18 protein-coding genes and 1 riboswitch are annotated in these 16,310 nt (G+C 36.9%); of the genes, 17 read left to right on the forward strand and 1 reads right to left on the reverse strand.

The genetic code is table 11. The features are described from left to right. The first annotated feature begins 4 nt into the window (after positions 1-4). On the forward strand, positions 5-1,018 hold the full coding sequence (locus HRG09_RS18665; protein ID WP_174102377.1) for a PTS sugar transporter subunit IIC: 1,014 nt from the start codon (positions 5-7) through the stop codon (positions 1,016-1,018). 82 nt (positions 1,019-1,100) lie between these two features. On the opposite strand, the gene HRG09_RS18670 is transcribed toward HRG09_RS18665, so the two are convergent. Beyond that, positions 1,101-1,748: a phosphatase PAP2 family protein gene (locus HRG09_RS18670; protein WP_174102378.1), complete on the reverse strand. Its 648-nt coding sequence runs from the start codon at positions 1,746-1,748 to the stop codon at positions 1,101-1,103. A gap of 142 nt (positions 1,749-1,890) precedes the next feature. Here HRG09_RS18670 and HRG09_RS18675 point away from each other — a divergent pair, with 142 nt between their 5' ends. The 16 genes from HRG09_RS18675 (at position 1,891) to HRG09_RS18750 (ending at position 16,077) form a co-directional block, all read left to right on the forward strand. Further along, positions 1,891-2,418, forward strand: a complete 528-nt coding sequence (locus HRG09_RS18675) for a hypothetical protein (RefSeq protein ID WP_174102379.1) — start codon at positions 1,891-1,893, stop codon at positions 2,416-2,418. A gap of 307 nt (positions 2,419-2,725) precedes the next feature. Beyond that, positions 2,726-3,091 carry an arsenate reductase family protein gene (locus HRG09_RS18680; RefSeq protein ID WP_174102380.1) on the forward strand — a complete coding sequence of 122 codons (366 nt, stop codon included), beginning with the start codon at positions 2,726-2,728 and terminating at the stop codon, positions 3,089-3,091. A 41-nt stretch (positions 3,092-3,132) separates the two neighbouring features. Next, the gene (gcvH, locus tag HRG09_RS18685) at positions 3,133-3,516 is read left to right on the forward strand and encodes a glycine cleavage system protein GcvH (RefSeq protein WP_174102381.1); all 384 of its coding nucleotides are present in this window, start codon (positions 3,133-3,135) and stop codon (positions 3,514-3,516) included. Between the two features lie 220 nt (positions 3,517-3,736). Further along, on the forward strand, positions 3,737-4,081 hold the full coding sequence (locus HRG09_RS18690; RefSeq protein ID WP_000263236.1) for a toprim domain-containing protein: 345 nt from the start codon (positions 3,737-3,739) through the stop codon (positions 4,079-4,081). Positions 4,082-4,084: 3 nt separating this feature from the next. Continuing rightward, positions 4,085-4,393: a thioredoxin family protein gene (locus HRG09_RS18695; RefSeq protein WP_174102382.1), complete on the forward strand. Its 309-nt coding sequence runs from the start codon at positions 4,085-4,087 to the stop codon at positions 4,391-4,393. A 152-nt stretch (positions 4,394-4,545) separates the two neighbouring features. Next, positions 4,546-4,890, forward strand: coding sequence for a hypothetical protein (locus HRG09_RS18700; RefSeq protein WP_174102423.1), 345 nt, complete (start codon positions 4,546-4,548; stop codon positions 4,888-4,890). 124 nt (positions 4,891-5,014) lie between these two features. After that, positions 5,015-5,124: riboswitch (SAM riboswitch) on the forward strand. A 200-nt stretch (positions 5,125-5,324) separates the two neighbouring features. Continuing rightward, entirely contained in the window at positions 5,325-6,350 is a 1,026-nt protein-coding gene (locus HRG09_RS18705; protein ID WP_174102383.1) for a methionine ABC transporter ATP-binding protein, read from the forward strand. Next, the gene (locus HRG09_RS18710; RefSeq protein WP_174102384.1) at positions 6,343-7,008 is read left to right on the forward strand and encodes a methionine ABC transporter permease; all 666 of its coding nucleotides are present in this window, start codon (positions 6,343-6,345) and stop codon (positions 7,006-7,008) included. The genes HRG09_RS18705 and HRG09_RS18710 overlap by 8 nt, the downstream gene beginning before the upstream one ends. Before the next feature lie 22 nt (positions 7,009-7,030). Further along, positions 7,031-7,843, forward strand: a complete 813-nt coding sequence (gene metQ, locus HRG09_RS18715; RefSeq protein WP_174102385.1) for a methionine ABC transporter substrate-binding lipoprotein MetQ — start codon at positions 7,031-7,033, stop codon at positions 7,841-7,843. Positions 7,844-7,971: 128 nt separating this feature from the next. Beyond that, complete coding sequence (metQ, locus tag HRG09_RS18720; protein WP_174102386.1) at positions 7,972-8,778, forward strand: methionine ABC transporter substrate-binding lipoprotein MetQ; 807 nt, start codon at positions 7,972-7,974, stop codon at positions 8,776-8,778. Positions 8,779-9,014: 236 nt separating this feature from the next. Further along, positions 9,015-9,800, forward strand: coding sequence for a Fe-S cluster assembly ATPase SufC (gene sufC, locus HRG09_RS18725; RefSeq protein ID WP_017153244.1), 786 nt, complete (start codon positions 9,015-9,017; stop codon positions 9,798-9,800). A gap of 15 nt (positions 9,801-9,815) precedes the next feature. Continuing rightward, positions 9,816-11,108: a Fe-S cluster assembly protein SufD gene (gene sufD / locus HRG09_RS18730; protein WP_174102387.1), complete on the forward strand. Its 1,293-nt coding sequence runs from the start codon at positions 9,816-9,818 to the stop codon at positions 11,106-11,108. Next, positions 11,108-12,328, forward strand: a complete 1,221-nt coding sequence (gene sufS, locus HRG09_RS18735) for a cysteine desulfurase SufS (RefSeq protein WP_174102388.1) — start codon at positions 11,108-11,110, stop codon at positions 12,326-12,328. The genes sufD and sufS overlap by 1 nt, the downstream gene beginning before the upstream one ends. Further along, positions 12,318-12,749, forward strand: coding sequence for a Fe-S cluster assembly sulfur transfer protein SufU (sufU, locus tag HRG09_RS18740; RefSeq protein ID WP_098545586.1), 432 nt, complete (start codon positions 12,318-12,320; stop codon positions 12,747-12,749). Before sufS ends, sufU begins: the two co-directional genes overlap by 11 nt. A gap of 48 nt (positions 12,750-12,797) precedes the next feature. Further along, a complete protein-coding gene (gene sufB, locus HRG09_RS18745; protein ID WP_001118827.1) occupies positions 12,798-14,195 on the forward strand; it encodes a Fe-S cluster assembly protein SufB in 1,398 nt (465 codons plus the stop codon). Positions 14,196-14,544: 349 nt separating this feature from the next. Next, entirely contained in the window at positions 14,545-16,077 is a 1,533-nt protein-coding gene (locus HRG09_RS18750; RefSeq protein WP_174102389.1) for a thiol-activated cytolysin family protein, read from the forward strand. Positions 16,078-16,310 lie beyond the last annotated feature (233 nt).

Here is a 16,310-nt window from a genome sequence, read left to right on the forward strand (position 1 = left end):
GCAGATGAAGGAATATATAATGTCTCGTGTCTTTAAAGGTTCTGCCGGAATTGCACAAGGTATTTTCGTATCCCTTGGAATTGGTTTACTTATCGAAAATATTGGAAGAATTGTTGATATTCCGATGTTAATTACAATTGGAGTTGTTGCGAAATCACTGATGGCACCAGCAATTGGAGCAGGGATTGCTTTTATGCTTGGAGCGAACGGCCTTGTCATTTTCTCAGCGATGGTTGCCGGGGCGATTGGAGCAGGATCCATTTCGATTACTGAAGCTGGTCTAATCATTAAAACTGGTGAACCAATCGGTGCATTATTAACAGCAACTTTAGCAGTTTATATCGGTAAACGATTAAGCGGAAAAACAGCTTTAGATATGATGCTCGTTCCATTTGCAGCAATATTAGGTTCTGGTATAGTCGGCATTTGGTTATCTCAAAATATTAGTCCTGTTTTAAATACAGTTGGTGCATTTATTAAAGATAGTTCAGCTGGTAGTCCATTTATTGCTTCTATCGTACTTGCGGTTGTTTGGGGACTGTTACTAATCTCACCAGCGTCATCAGCAGCTTTAGCGATTGCACTTAGCCTAGACGGCGTTGCAGGCGGTGCAGCACTTGCAGGATGCGTCGCTCAATTTATTGGATTCTCTGTTATCTCAGCAAAAGAAAACAATTTAGGTGGTATTTTAGCACAGGCACTTTGTACTCCGAAAGTCCAATTGCCGAACATTACTAAAAATCCAATGATTCTCGTCCCAACTGTCGTCGCCAGTGCCATTGTGGGCCCTGTATCTGCATTGATTTTCCAGCTAGAAGCAGGTAAAGAAATTGCAGGTCTTGGATTAAGTTCTCTGATTGCACCAATTAATTTAATTTCTAGCCAAGGGTTCGGTGTTGTACCGGCGATGGTTATCACTTATATCGTAATCCCAGTAGCTGTTTCTTATATAATATATATCGCATTAAAAAAAGCGGGTCGAATTCATTCTGGCGATATGACTGTGCCACAATCTTAATCGTCAAACAATGTATTGCACTTAAAAATCTCCTTTACAATAGATAAAAGCAGACTGAAGAAGCCACAGTCTGCTTTTTTGTTTACATTTTATGATTTTGTTTTACCGGTACTGTCACCGTCTCTTTTACTAATACTAGCTGAATATCAAAATATAGTATGCTTGCTAGCGTCATTCCAGAAACGGCATCTACGAATGCATGCTGTTTCGTAAATAGCGTTGATAAAATGATGAGTGTACCAAAGAAAGTAAGAATATAATATTCAAAAACATGTTGTTCTCGTCGTTTAAAGGCAGCTAACATAATGACAAATGTTGTAAGCACATGAATGCTAGGGAAACAGTTTACGGGTTGATCAATGCTATAAATATAGCGAACTAGTTCGGAAAATACGTCTGTTCCAACGATGGTTGGACGCGGTACAGTCGTTTGCCAAAAGTAATAAATAGAAAAACAAGCAAGCTTTCCAAGAATTACACTACTTAAAGTGACATAATATTGCTTTCGATCAGCAAAGCAGTAATAAATAAGTGCACCGTATAAGTATGGAAACCACAGCAAATAAGGAATAATAAATACTTTTACAAACGGAATCCAATCATCTACTACAGTTGTAACGTTTACAGCGTGAACAGTAGATTTATTTAATACATCGTACAGGGGACTTACGAGTACGAGTAGAAGTATATAACTTAATGGAACAAAAGATGAAAATTTATATTTTTTCATGAGTATCTCCTAGTATTTAGTAATGTAAGTAAACCCAGTTGATTATAATATAGAAACTCTAAATGAGCTATCGATTTTACTTACATTTTCTTGAATTTACCTTACATTTTTGTCAATTGACTTAATAAGGGGAGGGTGCTAAATGAAGCGTTTCTTTTATTTTTTCGTTTTTATATTGTTATGTCTAGTGGGTGCTGGATGTGCAAAGGATAAAGAAGGAGAGAAATTAGAATATAACGGGAGAGCACTCGTAATTGGAGTTGTTGGTGAAAATCCGAAAGATACGTTTAGAAATATAAAGTTTGAAAACATAAAATTAAACGAAATGAAAAAGAAATCCGGAGAAGTAGATGGTTTTCTTATAATGAAAGAGTACTTTCAAGAAGCGTCGAAAGAGCAATATAAAGACTTGTTTTTATCGTTAAAGAAACCAGTGTTTTTTATTGGCTTACAAGATAAATCGTATTCGATTTTTCTTAAAAAGAATATGGAGTATAATAACGCCCCGAAAGATGCGAATGCTATGTACACGCAAGGTTTCGCAAATATTGGAAGTGGCGAAGGGCAACAATGGGGAATTGGTTTAACGAACGGTGGTAATGCAGACGAAAGTATTCATAATATGTATATCGTAGTATTTCAAACAATTGCAGATTATTTGAATAGATAATGAGGAGCCTCTGTAGAGGGCTTCTTATTTTTTCTTTTTAAATAAACGTTTGTTTAAGACGTATGTTCGCTTTTGGAGTAGTTAATCTACTAATCAAACGTTTGTTTAACATATATGTTCGATTTTTAAATGAAAACGAAATGAGAGGAAAAAAATTTTATATATAGAAATGGCGGAAAATAGGGAAAATTTGCAGGACAAACGAAAATTGTGACGAAATAAGTCAAAGTTTAGAAAAGAATCGTTTGAAATAATAAAACGTTTTCTATATGATAAAGATAAAGGTTAGCAAAAAGTAGGTGAATTTATGACAGTAACATTTTATTCATATCCAAAGTGTGGCACATGTCAAAAAGCGAAAAAATGGTTTGAGGCAAACGATGTAGCATATGAAATGGTTCATATTGTTGAAAATCCACCGTCAAAAGAAGATTTGCGTAATTTACATGCGAAAAGTGAATTGCCATTAAAAAAATTCTTTAATACAAGTGGAATGCGTTACCGTGAACTTGGCTTAAAAGATAAGTTAAAGGAAGCAAGTGAGGACGAAATGTTCGAGCTTTTAGCATCTGATGGCATGTTGATTAAACGTCCAATCGTAACAGATGGCACGAATGTAACACTTGGTTTTAACGAAGAGCAGTTTGAAAGTGTGTGGAAAAAGTACCAATAAGGTATTTTTACATAATTAATACATTCACTGGAGGTACAGTCATGAGCATTCCAAATCATTTACGTTACTCTGAAGAACACGAATGGGTAAAAGCTGAAGGCAACCAAGTTGTTATCGGTATTACTCATTTTGCACAAAGCGAGTTAGGCGATATCGTATTCGTTGAACTTCCTGAAGTAGGTGCAACACTTGAAGCTGACGAGCCATTCGGAAGCGTAGAATCTGTTAAAACAGTTTCTGAATTATACGCACCTGTAAGTGGTAAAGTTGTAGCAGTAAACGAAGAATTAAGTGACCAACCAGAGCTTGTTAACGAATCTCCGTACGAAGGTGCATGGATGGTTAAAATTGAACTTTCTGATGAAAGCCAATTAGAAAAGTTATTATCTGCAGAAAAATATGCAGAAATGACAAACCAAGACTAATTCTAGTCAACAAAAAGGATAGCCTGTGTGCTGTCCTTTTTGTTTTGTATTGTGGAACGAAAGAGCGCCTCTACGTCAGAAGCTCCATCCCCCTCACATTCTGAACGAGCCGCCTCTGCTTTTCTTTGCAAAAATAAACAGGAAACAACATGAAAATATCGAATATACTATATACTAAAGTAAGGTTGTTTTATAGTATATGGTGATCGGGTGATGACATATGGTCTATGTAGAGAAAGTCATTATTGTCGAAGGAAAATCAGATAGAAGAAAGATTGAATCTATTATTCGTGAACCAGTGGAAATTGTTTGTACAAATGGTACAATTGGTTTGTCGAAAATGGATGAGCTCATTGATCAGTTTTTTGATAAAGAAGTATATGTGCTAGTGGATGCTGATGCTGCAGGTGAAAAACTTAGAAAACAATTTCGAAAAGAATTCCCGCAGGCCGAGCATATTTACATCGATCGTTCGTACCGTGAAGTGGCGACTGCTCCTTCTAATCATTTAGCGAACGTATTATGGGGAGCTGACATTGACGTTTATACAGAATATTTACGGTAAGGAATGATAGAAGTGATTGACTGGACAAGTGCTGAAGCTACAGCTCTAATAGCAGACCAAGAAAAAACAGTGTTATATGTATATACACCGATGTGTGGAACATGTCAATTAGCAAAGAAGATGTTAACAGTGGTAGAAGCGACTATATCTGAGTTGGAAATAGGAATGCTGGATTTAAACTATGCGCCACATTTAGCGCGAGAGTATGAGATAGAAAGTGTACCTTGTTTACTCATATTTGAGCGTGGAACACTTGTGAAGAAAATATATGCATTTCATTCGGTGGAATATTTATATATAGAATTACAGTAGGCGGCAAAGTTTTTGCCGCCTCGACATATTTCTTGGGAAATATGCCTGAACGATAGAAGGGATACGTTATTTGTCGAGAGAAAGTAACAGGATTGCTGTTTGAGAAGATGGAATGGTATTTAGTAGAAAGTGAGATGAAGGATGTGACTAGAATGGGATTATATTCGTTGCTTCAATCATTTGTTACGTATGCTAATAGCCAATATCATCTAGAACCGCTTCTTCGGCAAGGAGAAAAAACGATTAATTTTCGTTTTGGAGATGAGTATTGCTCACTTCAAATTTCAAGAGAGTATATACAGCTTTTGAAAGAGACACGGGGAACGGAGCAACTTATTTGTTTTCAGGAAGAAGATTTAAGACGATTAGTTACTGGAAAGGTTCGGTTGCAAACACTATTGCACAGCGGACGTGTGCAATATAACGGAACGTATCGTACGATGTTATTATTAGAATCCGTATTTCATATATGTAAGCCAATGCCAGTAGGCGCTTAATAGTCTGAAGTTTCGTTTTTTGAGAATTTTTTGTTGACATAGTGGATGTATGTTGATACAATTCAATTCATAAAATATAGACAATTTCATAAATTTTAAATCAGACGAAAATTAAATCTGATTTCTCTTATCAAGAGAGGTGGAGGGACTGAGCCCTATGAAGCCCGGCAACCGTCAATTTTTATATTGAAATGGTGCCAATTCCTGCAAAGCAAATGCTTTGAGAGATGAGAGGAAGGGATCATGTTGATATACGCATATAAACCTTTCTGCTCATTCTAAAAGCAGAAAGGTTTTTTTGTTGTTTGAATGAGGAGGACATTCGAATAATAAGAGGAGCGATAGCGATAGATTTCTTGCATGAAAAATAAAAAATTGTGGAGTAAATCTAAACGAGCTGCTTGCGCTTTTTAATTCAAAAAGGGGTGAACATCATGATTTTATTGGAAAACGTAAAGAAAATATATAAATCAAAAAGCGGTGATGTCACTGCTGTAGATGATGCCAATTTAAAAATAGAAAAAGGCGAGATCTTTGGTGTTATCGGATATAGTGGCGCTGGTAAAAGTTCTTTAATTAGATTATTTAATCAATTAGAGAAACCAACTTCTGGACAGATTACGATAGCCAATCGTGTTATTTCAGCAATTACTGGAAATGAACTTCGAAAAGCAAGACAAGAAATCGGAATGATTTTTCAGCACTTTAACTTACTTTGGTCAAGAACTGTACGTGAAAATATCGCTTTTCCACTTGAAATTGCAGGTGTCGATAAAGAGCAGCGAAAAAAGCGTGTGGATGAGTTGATTCATCTGGTTGGATTGGAAGGAAGGGGCGATGCATATCCATCTCAATTGAGCGGTGGACAAAAGCAGCGCGTTGGGATTGCAAGAGCATTAGCAAACAATCCGAAAGTACTCTTATGTGATGAAGCGACATCAGCACTTGATCCAGAAACAACAGATCAAATTTTAGATTTACTATTAGATATTAATAAACGACTTGGCTTAACAATTGTACTGATTACACATGAAATGCATGTAATTCGCAAGATTTGTAATCGCGTTGCGGTCATGGAAAAAGGAAAAATTGTAGAAAGTGGTCCTGTTCTAGATGTATTCCGTGACCCGCAGCAGGAGATTACAAAACGTTTTGTACAACAGCTTACGGATTCTGAAGATACAAATGAAACGATTGAGAGCTTATTAGAAAAATATCCAGATGGAAAAGTCATTCGTTTACAGTTTATTGGAGATTCTGTAGAACGCCCGGTGCTTCAAAGGTTAATGAGGCGAGAGGATCTAGAAGTAAGTGTTTTGCAAGGGAATATCGCTCAAACAAACAATGGATCTTACGGGAATTTAATTGTGCACTTAAATGGTTCAGAAGCAGCAATCCAGCAAGCGATAGCAGGAATCCATCAAGAACAAGTAGAGCTGGAGGTGATTGCACATGGATAAGTTATTAGCGAACGTTGATTGGAGTAAAATGCTAGAAGCGACAGGTGAAACATTATATATGACGGCAATCGCAGCGCTTGCTACATTTGTTTTTGGCCTTATTTTAGGATTATTACTCTTTATGACATCTAAAGATAACTTGTGGGAAAACAAAGCGATTCATACTATAATTGGAGCGTTTGTAAATATCTTTCGTTCCATTCCATTTATCATTTTAATTATTTTATTAATTCCATTTACGAAGATTCTCCTTGGAACAATTCTTGGAGCAAGTGCAGCACTTCCGGCTTTAATAATTGGAGCGGCACCGTTTTATGCAAGGATGGTTGAAATTGCACTTCGCGAGATTGATAAAGGGGTTATTGAAGCCTCAAAAGCAATGGGAGCAAAAACGAGTACGATTATTTGGAAAGTATTGATTCCTGAATCATTACCAGCGTTAACTTCTGGTATTACAGTAACGACAATTGCACTTGTAGGCTATACAGCAATGGCTGGTGTTGTCGGTGCTGGTGGTCTTGGTACACTTGCTTATTTAGAAGGATTTCAGCGTGGGAATAACGATGTAACAATCGTTGCAACAATTTGTGTATTACTCGTTGTATTTTTAATTCAGTGGATTGGTGATCGTGTAACAATTCGAATTGATAAACGATAATTAAAATGGGAGGGTGTTTCAAATGAAAAAATTATTACTTACAGCACTTATTACAACGTCAATTTTTGGGCTAGCTGCTTGTGGTGGGAAAGATAAAGATGAAAAAAAACTTGTTGTCGGAGCTTCTAATGTACCACACGCTGAGATTTTAGAGAAAGCAAAACCGTTACTTGAGAAAAAAGGTATCCAATTGGACATCAAACCATTCCAAGATTATGTATTGCCAAATAAATCTTTAGCAGATAAAGAGTTAGATGCGAACTACTTCCAGCATATTCCGTATTTAGAGAAAGAGATTAAAGATAAGGGCTACAAGTTTGAAGTGGCAGGGAAAATTCATTTAGAACCAATCGGTGTATATTCTCAAAAATATAAAAGTTTAAAAGAGCTTCCAAACGGAGCGACAATTATTATGAGTAACTCTGTTGCCGACCATGGACGTGGTTTAGCGATTTTACAAAAAGAGGGCATTTTAAAAATTAAAGATGGTGTAGACCCTGTTAAAGCGACTACAAAAGATATTGCGGAAAATCCAAAAAATTTGAAGTTTAAAACAGATATTGAGCCTGGCTTATTGCCACAAGTGTATAACAATAAAGAAGGCGATGCGGTTTTAATTAACTCAAACTATGCGATTGACGCAAAATTAAACCCAGAGAAAGATGCGATTGCGATCGAAGGAAACGACTCTCCGTATGCAAACGTAGTTGCGGTTCGTAAAGGTGATAAGGACAAAAAAGAAATTAAAGCACTTGTAGAAGTGTTACATTCTAAAGAGATTGAGGACTTTATAAATAAAGAATATAAAGGGGCAGTTGTTCCTGTGAAAGAATAATTGTTTTTCATAAGGGCTGGTAAATGCCAGCTCTTATTTTTCCTTTGGGAAGTAAGAAATCGAATGATAAGAAAAAGATCTGTATACAATATTTATTCTGAAAATTACAAAAAAGAAGGTGCCGTCATATGAAGAAAATCATACTATCAGTTTTTATAACAATATTTGTACTTGCGTTAGCAGCTTGCGGTGGGAAAGATGAAAGTACACTGGTTGTTGGAGCTTCTAACGTGCCGCATGCTGTTATTTTAGAAAAAGCACAGCCAATATTAGAGAAAAAAGGAATCAAACTAAAAATTAAAACATTCCAAGATTATGTGTTACCTAATAAAGCGTTAGCCGATAAAGACATTGATGCCAACTATTTTCAACACATTCCTTATTTAGATAAGGAGATCGAGGAAAAGGGATATAAAATTGTAAATGCAGGGAAAATCCATTTAGAGCCAATGGGAATCTATTCTAAAAAATATAAAAGTTTAAAAGACCTTCCGGATGGTGGGACTGTTATTATGAGTAATAACGTAGCGGAACGCGGCCGTATGCTTGCATTATTGCAAAAAGGTGGCGTCATTAAACTGAAAGATGGTGTAGATATCGTTAAGGCGACAGTCAAAGATATTGTGGAGAATCCCAAGAACTTGAAGTTTAAAACAGATGTTGAGCCAGGGCTTTCACCAAAGTTATACGAAAATAATGAAGGTGATGCTTTATTCATTAATTCAAACTATGCAATTGACGCAAAATTAAATCCTACAAAAGATGCAATTGCAATTGAAGGATCAGATTCTCCGTATGCAAATATTATTGCCGTTCGTAAAGGCGATGAAAAGAAAAAAGAAATTAAGGAATTAGTAGAAGTTTTGCATTCAAAAGAAATTCAAGATTTTATTAATAAAGAATATAAGGGAGCAGTACTTCCGGTAAATGAGTAGGCATGAAAGGGGCTAGGAAATTTCCAGCCCTTTTTTCTTTATATAAATAAGAAGAAAGGTGTATCATAATAGGATGTGAGAGAAATACTTATATACATTTGTGAAAAAATTGTTACATTTTCTCAGCGTTTGCGATATTATTTTATTTGATATAAAATTAGAATGAGAATAAAATGAGAATGTGAATGTTTTAGGAATTTTTAAAATGTATATAGAGGATTAATGGAGGTATTGAGATGGCTGGTTCTACATTAACGGTTAAAGACTTACATGTATCAATCGATGGTAAAGAAATTTTAAAAGGTGTAAACCTTGAAGTAAAAGGTGGAGAAATCCACGCAATTATGGGACCTAACGGAACGGGTAAATCAACTTTATCTTCTGCAATTATGGGTCACCCAAAATATGAAGTAACAGAAGGTAGCATCATCATCGACGGTGAAGATGTATTAGAAATGGAAGTAGATGAGCGCGCACAAGCGGGTCTATTCCTAGCAATGCAATATCCAAGTGAAATTAGCGGAGTAACAAACGCTGACTTCTTACGTTCTGCAATTAATGCACGCCGCGAAGAAGGCGATGAAATTTCTCTTATGAAATTTATACGTAAATTAGATAAAAATATGGAATTCCTAGAAATGGATCCAGAAATGGCACAACGTTACTTAAATGAAGGTTTCTCTGGTGGTGAGAAAAAACGTAACGAAATTCTTCAATTAATGATGATCGAGCCAAAAATCGCAATCTTAGATGAGATCGACTCTGGTCTTGATATCGATGCACTAAAAGTTGTATCTAAAGGTATTAACGAAATGCGCGGCGAAGAGTTCGGTTGCCTAATGATTACGCATTACCAACGTTTATTAAACTACATCACTCCAGACTTCGTTCACGTTATGATGAACGGTCGCATTGTTAAATCTGGTGGCCCTGAGCTTGCACAACGTCTAGAAGCTGAAGGTTACGACTGGATTAAAAAAGAATTAGGTATTGAAGACGAAACAGCAGAGCAAGAAGCGTAAGAGAGGAGCATAAACATGACAATCGGTACATTACCTTTCGATCAAGAAACAATCCGTCAGCGCGCTAGCGAAGTAAACGAAGCTGCTTGGTTGACTGAGTTCCGCTTACAAGCTCTTGCACAAGCAACTGAACTTCCAATGCCAACGCCTGATAAAACAAAAATCGATAAATGGGACTTTATCGGAAAAGGTCAAACTGCTAAGCAAGAGTCTGTAAGTTCTTTAACTGAACTTCCAGAAGCAGTGAAAAACTTAATCGATGAAAATAACAGCGTATTAGTACAACGCACTGGTACTACTGCATTCGTTTCTTTAGCAGACGAAGCAAAAGAAAAAGGTGTTATCTTTACAGACATCGTAACAGCTGCAACTGAGCATGCTGAATTAGTACAAAAGTACTTAATGAAAGACGGTGTGAAGGTAGACGAGCATCGTTTAACAGCACTTCATGCTGCATTAATCAACGGCGGTGCATTCGTATATGTTCCGAAAAACGTTGTTCTTGAAACTCCACTTCAAGCTGTATTCTTAGTAGACGGCGAAGAAGCTAACGTATATAACCACGTATTATTCGTAGCTGATGCGAACAGTACTGCAACTTATGTAGAAAACTACGTTGCAAATGAAAATGCTAAAGGTATTGCAAATATCGTAGCAGAAGTAATCGTGGAACAAGGGGCACAAGTGAAATTCGGTGCGGTTGATCTATTAGCAAAAGACGTAACAACTTACGTTAACCGCCGCGGCATTGTAGGACGCGACGGCCGCATTGATTGGGCTCTAGGCCTTATGAATGATGGAAACACAATTGCAGAGAACGTTACGAACCTAATGGGTGACGGTTCATTTGCTGATACGAAAACAGTAACAATTGGCCGTGGTAACCAAACACAAAACTTTACAACGAAAGTTGTTCACTTCGGTAAACACTCTGAAGGTTTCATCTTAAAACACGGTGTACAAAAAGATAGTGCAACATCTATCTTTAACGGAATTGGTAAGATTGAACACGGTGCATCTAAATCCAATGCACAACAATCTTCTCGCGTTCTTATGTTAGACGAAAAAGCTCGTGGTGATGCGAACCCAATTCTTTTAATTGACGAAGATGATGTAATGGCAGGTCACGCAGCTTCAGTAGGTCGCGTAGATCCAGTACAACTATACTACTTGATGAGCCGTGGTATTCCAAAACGCGAAGCAGAACGTTTAGTCATCCATGGATTCTTAGCACCTGTAGTAAATGAGCTTCCAATTGAAGGAGTAAAAGCACAGCTTGTTGAGGTAATTGAAAGGAAAGTTCGCTAATGAATATTCATGAAATACGCAAACAGTTTCCAATTCTTGATCAAAAAGTGAACGGCAAACAACTTGTTTATTTCGATAGTGCAGCAACTTCTCAAAAACCAATTCAAGTGATTGAAACGTTAGAACGTTATTATAAAGAATACAATTCTAACGTGCATCGCGGTGTTCATACGCTCGGTACGAAAGCGACCGATGCGTATGAAGGTGCACGTGAGAAAGTTCGCAAGTTTATTAACGCGAAATCAATGGAAGAGATTATTTTCACGCGCGGAACGACAACTGCATTAAATACAGTAGCGGCTAGCTATGGTCTTGAAAATGTAAAAGAAGGCGATGAAATCGTAATTTCTTACATGGAGCACCATAGTAACATCATTCCGTGGCAGCAAGTTGCGAAGAAAACTGGCGCAACTTTAAAATATCTTCCACTTCAACCAGATGGGACAATTTCGATAGAAGATGCTCGTCAAACAATTACACCGAATACAAAAATCGTTTCTATCATGTATGTGTCTAACGTACTTGGAACGATTAACCCTGTAAAAGAAATCGGAGCAATCGCACACCAAAACGGTGCAATCATGGTCGTTGATGGTGCGCAAAGTACACCTCATATGAAAGTAGATGTACAAGATTTAAACTGTGATTTCTACGCATTATCTGCTCATAAGATGTGCGGACCTACAGGTATCGGCGTATTATATGGTAAGAAAGAATTGCTGAACAATATGGAGCCAATTGAATTTGGTGGCGAAATGATTGATTTCGTAGATTTACAAGAATCTACTTGGAAAGAGCTTCCGTGGAAGTTTGAAGCAGGTACACCGATTATTGGTAATGCAATCGGACTTGGTGCGGCAATTGATTTCTTAGAAGAAATCGGTCTTGATAATATTGAAAAGCATGAGCATGAATTAGCGCAATACGCTTTAGAAAGACTATCAGAAGTAGATGGCGTTACAATTTATGGTCCAAAGCATCGCGCTGGTCTTGTTACATTTAATATCGAAGACGTACATCCTCACGATGTAGCAACGGTATTAGATGTAGAAGGTATTGCGGTTCGCGCAGGACATCACTGTGCACAGCCGCTTATGAAGTGGCTAAAAGCTTCTTCAACAGCACGTGCGAGCTTCTATTTATATAATACAAAAGAAGAAATTGATACATTTGTTGAATCGCTAATCAAGACAAAGGAGTATTTCACAAATGTCATTTAATAATTTAGATACGTTATATCGTCAAGTTATTATGGATCATTACAAAAATCCTCGTAACCATGGCGTGTTAGAAGATAGTGTTACTGTTAACTTGAACAATCCAACTTGCGGCGATCGTATTCAACTTACGATGAAAGTAGAAGAAGGTATTGTAAAAGAGGCGAAGTTTGAAGGCGAAGGATGTTCAATCTCAATGTCTTCAGCTTCAATGATGACACAAGCAGTAAAAGGAAAGAAAATTGAAGAAGCACTTCAGCTTTCTAAAATTTTCTCTGACATGATGCTAGGAAAAGAGTATGATGACAGCATTGATTTAGGAGATATTGAAGCATTACAAGGCGTATGCAAGTTCCCAGCACGTATTAAATGTGCAACATTAGCGTGGAAAGCGTTAGAAAAGGGCTTAAACGAAGATAAGTAATGTTAAAGGTTCCTAAAAACGAGGTTATCTAAGGAGGGACACACCAACATGGCGAAGCAACTGCCAGATATCGGCGATTACAAATATGGTTTCAAGGACAAAGACGTTTCGATTTTCCGTGCTGGACGCGGTTTAACAAAAGAGATCGTTGAAGAGATTTCACGTATGAAAGAAGAACCACAGTGGATGTTAGACTTCCGTTTAAAATCACTGGATAAGTTCTACGAAATGCCAATGCCACAATGGGGCGGCGATTTAAATGACTTAGATTTCGATGAAATTACGTACTACGTAAAACCATCTGAGAAATCTGAGAAGTCTTGGGATGAAGTACCTGATGAAATTAAAGCTACATTTGATAAATTAGGTATTCCAGAAGCTGAGCAAAAATATTTAGCGGGTGTATCTGCACAGTACGAATCTGAAGTTGTATACCACAACATGAAAGAAGACCTAGAAGCTCTAGGAATCGTATTTAAAGATACAGATAGCGCATTAAAAGAGAACGAAGACATTTTCCGTGAGCATTTCGGAAAAGTAATCCCACCAACAGACAACAAATTCTCTGCATTAAACTCTGCAGTTTGGTCTGGTGGATCATTCATCTACGTTCCAAAAGGTGTTAAAGTTGATACACCACTTCAAGCGTATTTCCGTATTAACTCTGAAAATATGGGACAATTCGAGCGTACGCTTATTATCGTAGACGAAGGCGCACACGTACACTACGTAGAAGGTTGTACAGCACCTGTTTACACGACTAACTCACTTCACAGTGCGGTAGTAGAAATCATCATTAAGAAAGATGCATATTGCCGTTACACTACAATCCAAAACTGGGCGAACAACGTATACAACCTAGTTACAAAACGTGCGGTTTGTGAAGAAAACGCAACGATGGAATGGATTGACGGTAACATCGGATCTAAATTAACGATGAAATACCCAGCAGTTATCTTAAAAGGCGAAGGCGCTCGTGGTTTAACATTATCTATCGCGATTGCTGGTAAAGGCCAACACCAAGATGCTGGTGCGAAAATGATTCACTTAGCACCAAACACATCTTCAACAATCGTTTCTAAATCGATTGCGAAGCATGGTGGTAAAGTAACTTATCGTGGTATCGTACACTTCGGACCAAAAGCGAAAAACTCTCGCTCTAACATCGAGTGTGACACGTTAATTATGGATAACCAATCTACATCTGATACAATTCCTTACAACGAAATCAAAAACGATTACGTTTCACTTGAGCACGAAGCGAAAGTATCTAAAGTATCAGAAGAACAATTATTCTACCTAATGAGCCGCGGTATTTCTGAGCAAGAAGCTACAGAAATGATCGTAATGGGCTTCATCGAGCCATTCACTCGCGAACTTCCAATGGAATACGCAGTTGAAATGAACCGCCTAATCAAGTTTGAGATGGAAGGTTCTATTGGTTAATATTTAAAGTGGAAGCGCCCTGATTACAGGGCGCTTTTTTACTTGGTGGTAAATATATCAGCACTATTTGTAAACTAATCGGGCTTTTACGGGCAGTTTTCTTCCCGGCTATTCTCTAGCATTTACTGCCCATTAATGCGGATAAAGACTTTGTGACGATGTTCGATCTGTGAAAAGCCACCTCATTTTGCAAAATGAGGTGGCTTTTCATACGATATTTAATTTGTCAGGATACTCGGGTATATGAAAGTAGCTGAAAAACTATCTAATTTGAATAAGTAAAAAAAATTATCAATATACAAAAATCGACATGATATGATATAATTTTCACAAAAAAGGAGGGAATTTTTTGAAAGTTATAAATTATTTTAAAGGAATAAAAATTCTAGTATGCTTCTTAGTTGGTTTATGCACTATTAATTATTCATCTATTTCTTTCGCGGAAACAAAAACAGGTAATTCAGCTGATGCAGCAAAAAATGCTAGTGGCATTGATACTGGCATAGCAAATCTAAAGTATAATAATCAAGAGGTTTTAGCAGTAAATGGTGATAAAGTAGAGAGTTTTGTTCCGAAAGAAAGTATAAATTCAAATGGTAAATTTGTTGTAATTGAACGTGAGAAAAAATCACTTACAACTTCACCAGTCGATATTTCGATTATTGATTCTGTGGCTAATCGTACTTATCCAGGAGCAGTACAACTTGCAAATAAAGCTTTTGCAGATAATCAGCCTAGTTTATTAGTGGCTAAAAGAAAACCTTTGAATATTAGTATAGACTTACCTGGCATGAGAAAAGAAAATACAATAACTGTTCAAAATCCAACATATAGTAATGTGTCTGGGGCAGTAGATGATTTAGTATCTACTTGGAATGAAAAGTATTCAACAACACATACGTTACCTGCAAGAATGCAGTATACAGAATCTATGGTTTATAGTAAATCTCAAATAGCAAGTGCTCTTAATGTTAACGCTAAATATCTTGATAATGGGCTAAATATTGACTTTAATGCGATTGCAAGTGGAGAGAAAAAAGTGATGGTTGCGGCATATAAGCAAATTTTTTATACCGTAAGTGCAGAACTACCTAACAATCCATCAGACCTTTTTGATAGTAGTGTTACTTTTGCAGAGTTAACTCGTAAAGGGGTAAGTAATACGGCTCCGCCTGTTATGGTATCAAATGTAGCTTACGGCAGAACAATTTATGTGAAATTAGAAACAACTTCTAAGAGCAAAGATGTACAAGCTGCCTTTAAAGCCTTAATTAAGAATAACAGCGTCGAAACGAGTGGACAGTACAAAGATATTTTTGAAGACAGTACTTTTACCGCTGTAGTATTAGGCGGAGGTTCAAAAGAGCATAACAAAGTTGTTACAAAAGATTTTAATGAAATAAGAAATATCATTAAAGATAATGCAGAATTAAGTCCTAAAAATCCAGCATACCCAATTTCATATACAAGCACTTTCTTAAAAGATAACGCAACTGCTGCTGTTCATAATAATACAGACTATATTGAGACTACATCTACAGAATATTCCGGTGGTAAAATGACGCTTGATCATTATGGTGCATATGTTGCTCAATTTGATGTATCTTGGGATGAATTCTCATATGATGAAAATGGAAATGAAGTACTATCTCATAAAACTTGGGAAGCAAACGGTAAAAACAGAACTGCTCATTTCTCTACAGTCATACCACTTCCACCTAATTCAAAAAATATAAAAGTCTTAGCATGGGAATGCACAGGTCTTGCATGGGAATGGTGGAGAACAGTTATTAATGAACAAAATGTTCCGTTAACAAATGAAATAAACATCTGGATTGGTGGGACGACATTATACCCAACCTCTAATATTAGTTATAATTAAAGGTGATGTATACGCTCGAAGCGCTCTGTTTGCAGGGCGCTTTTTTAATTGGCGGCAAATATATCAGCGCTTTTTACGATATATCGGCACAAATGGATCATTTATCGGCGCTTCGACACGATATAAAGACCCTTCAACCATATTGGACACATAGAAAGTCACCTCATCATCAAAATGAGGTGGCTTTATTGATGCGTTTATAGCGAATCCATAATTTTTTCATGCCGATGTAA

The organism is Bacillus sp. Xin1, from assembly GCF_013314535.1.
GTDB lineage: Bacteria > Bacillota > Bacilli > Bacillales > Bacillaceae_G > Bacillus_A.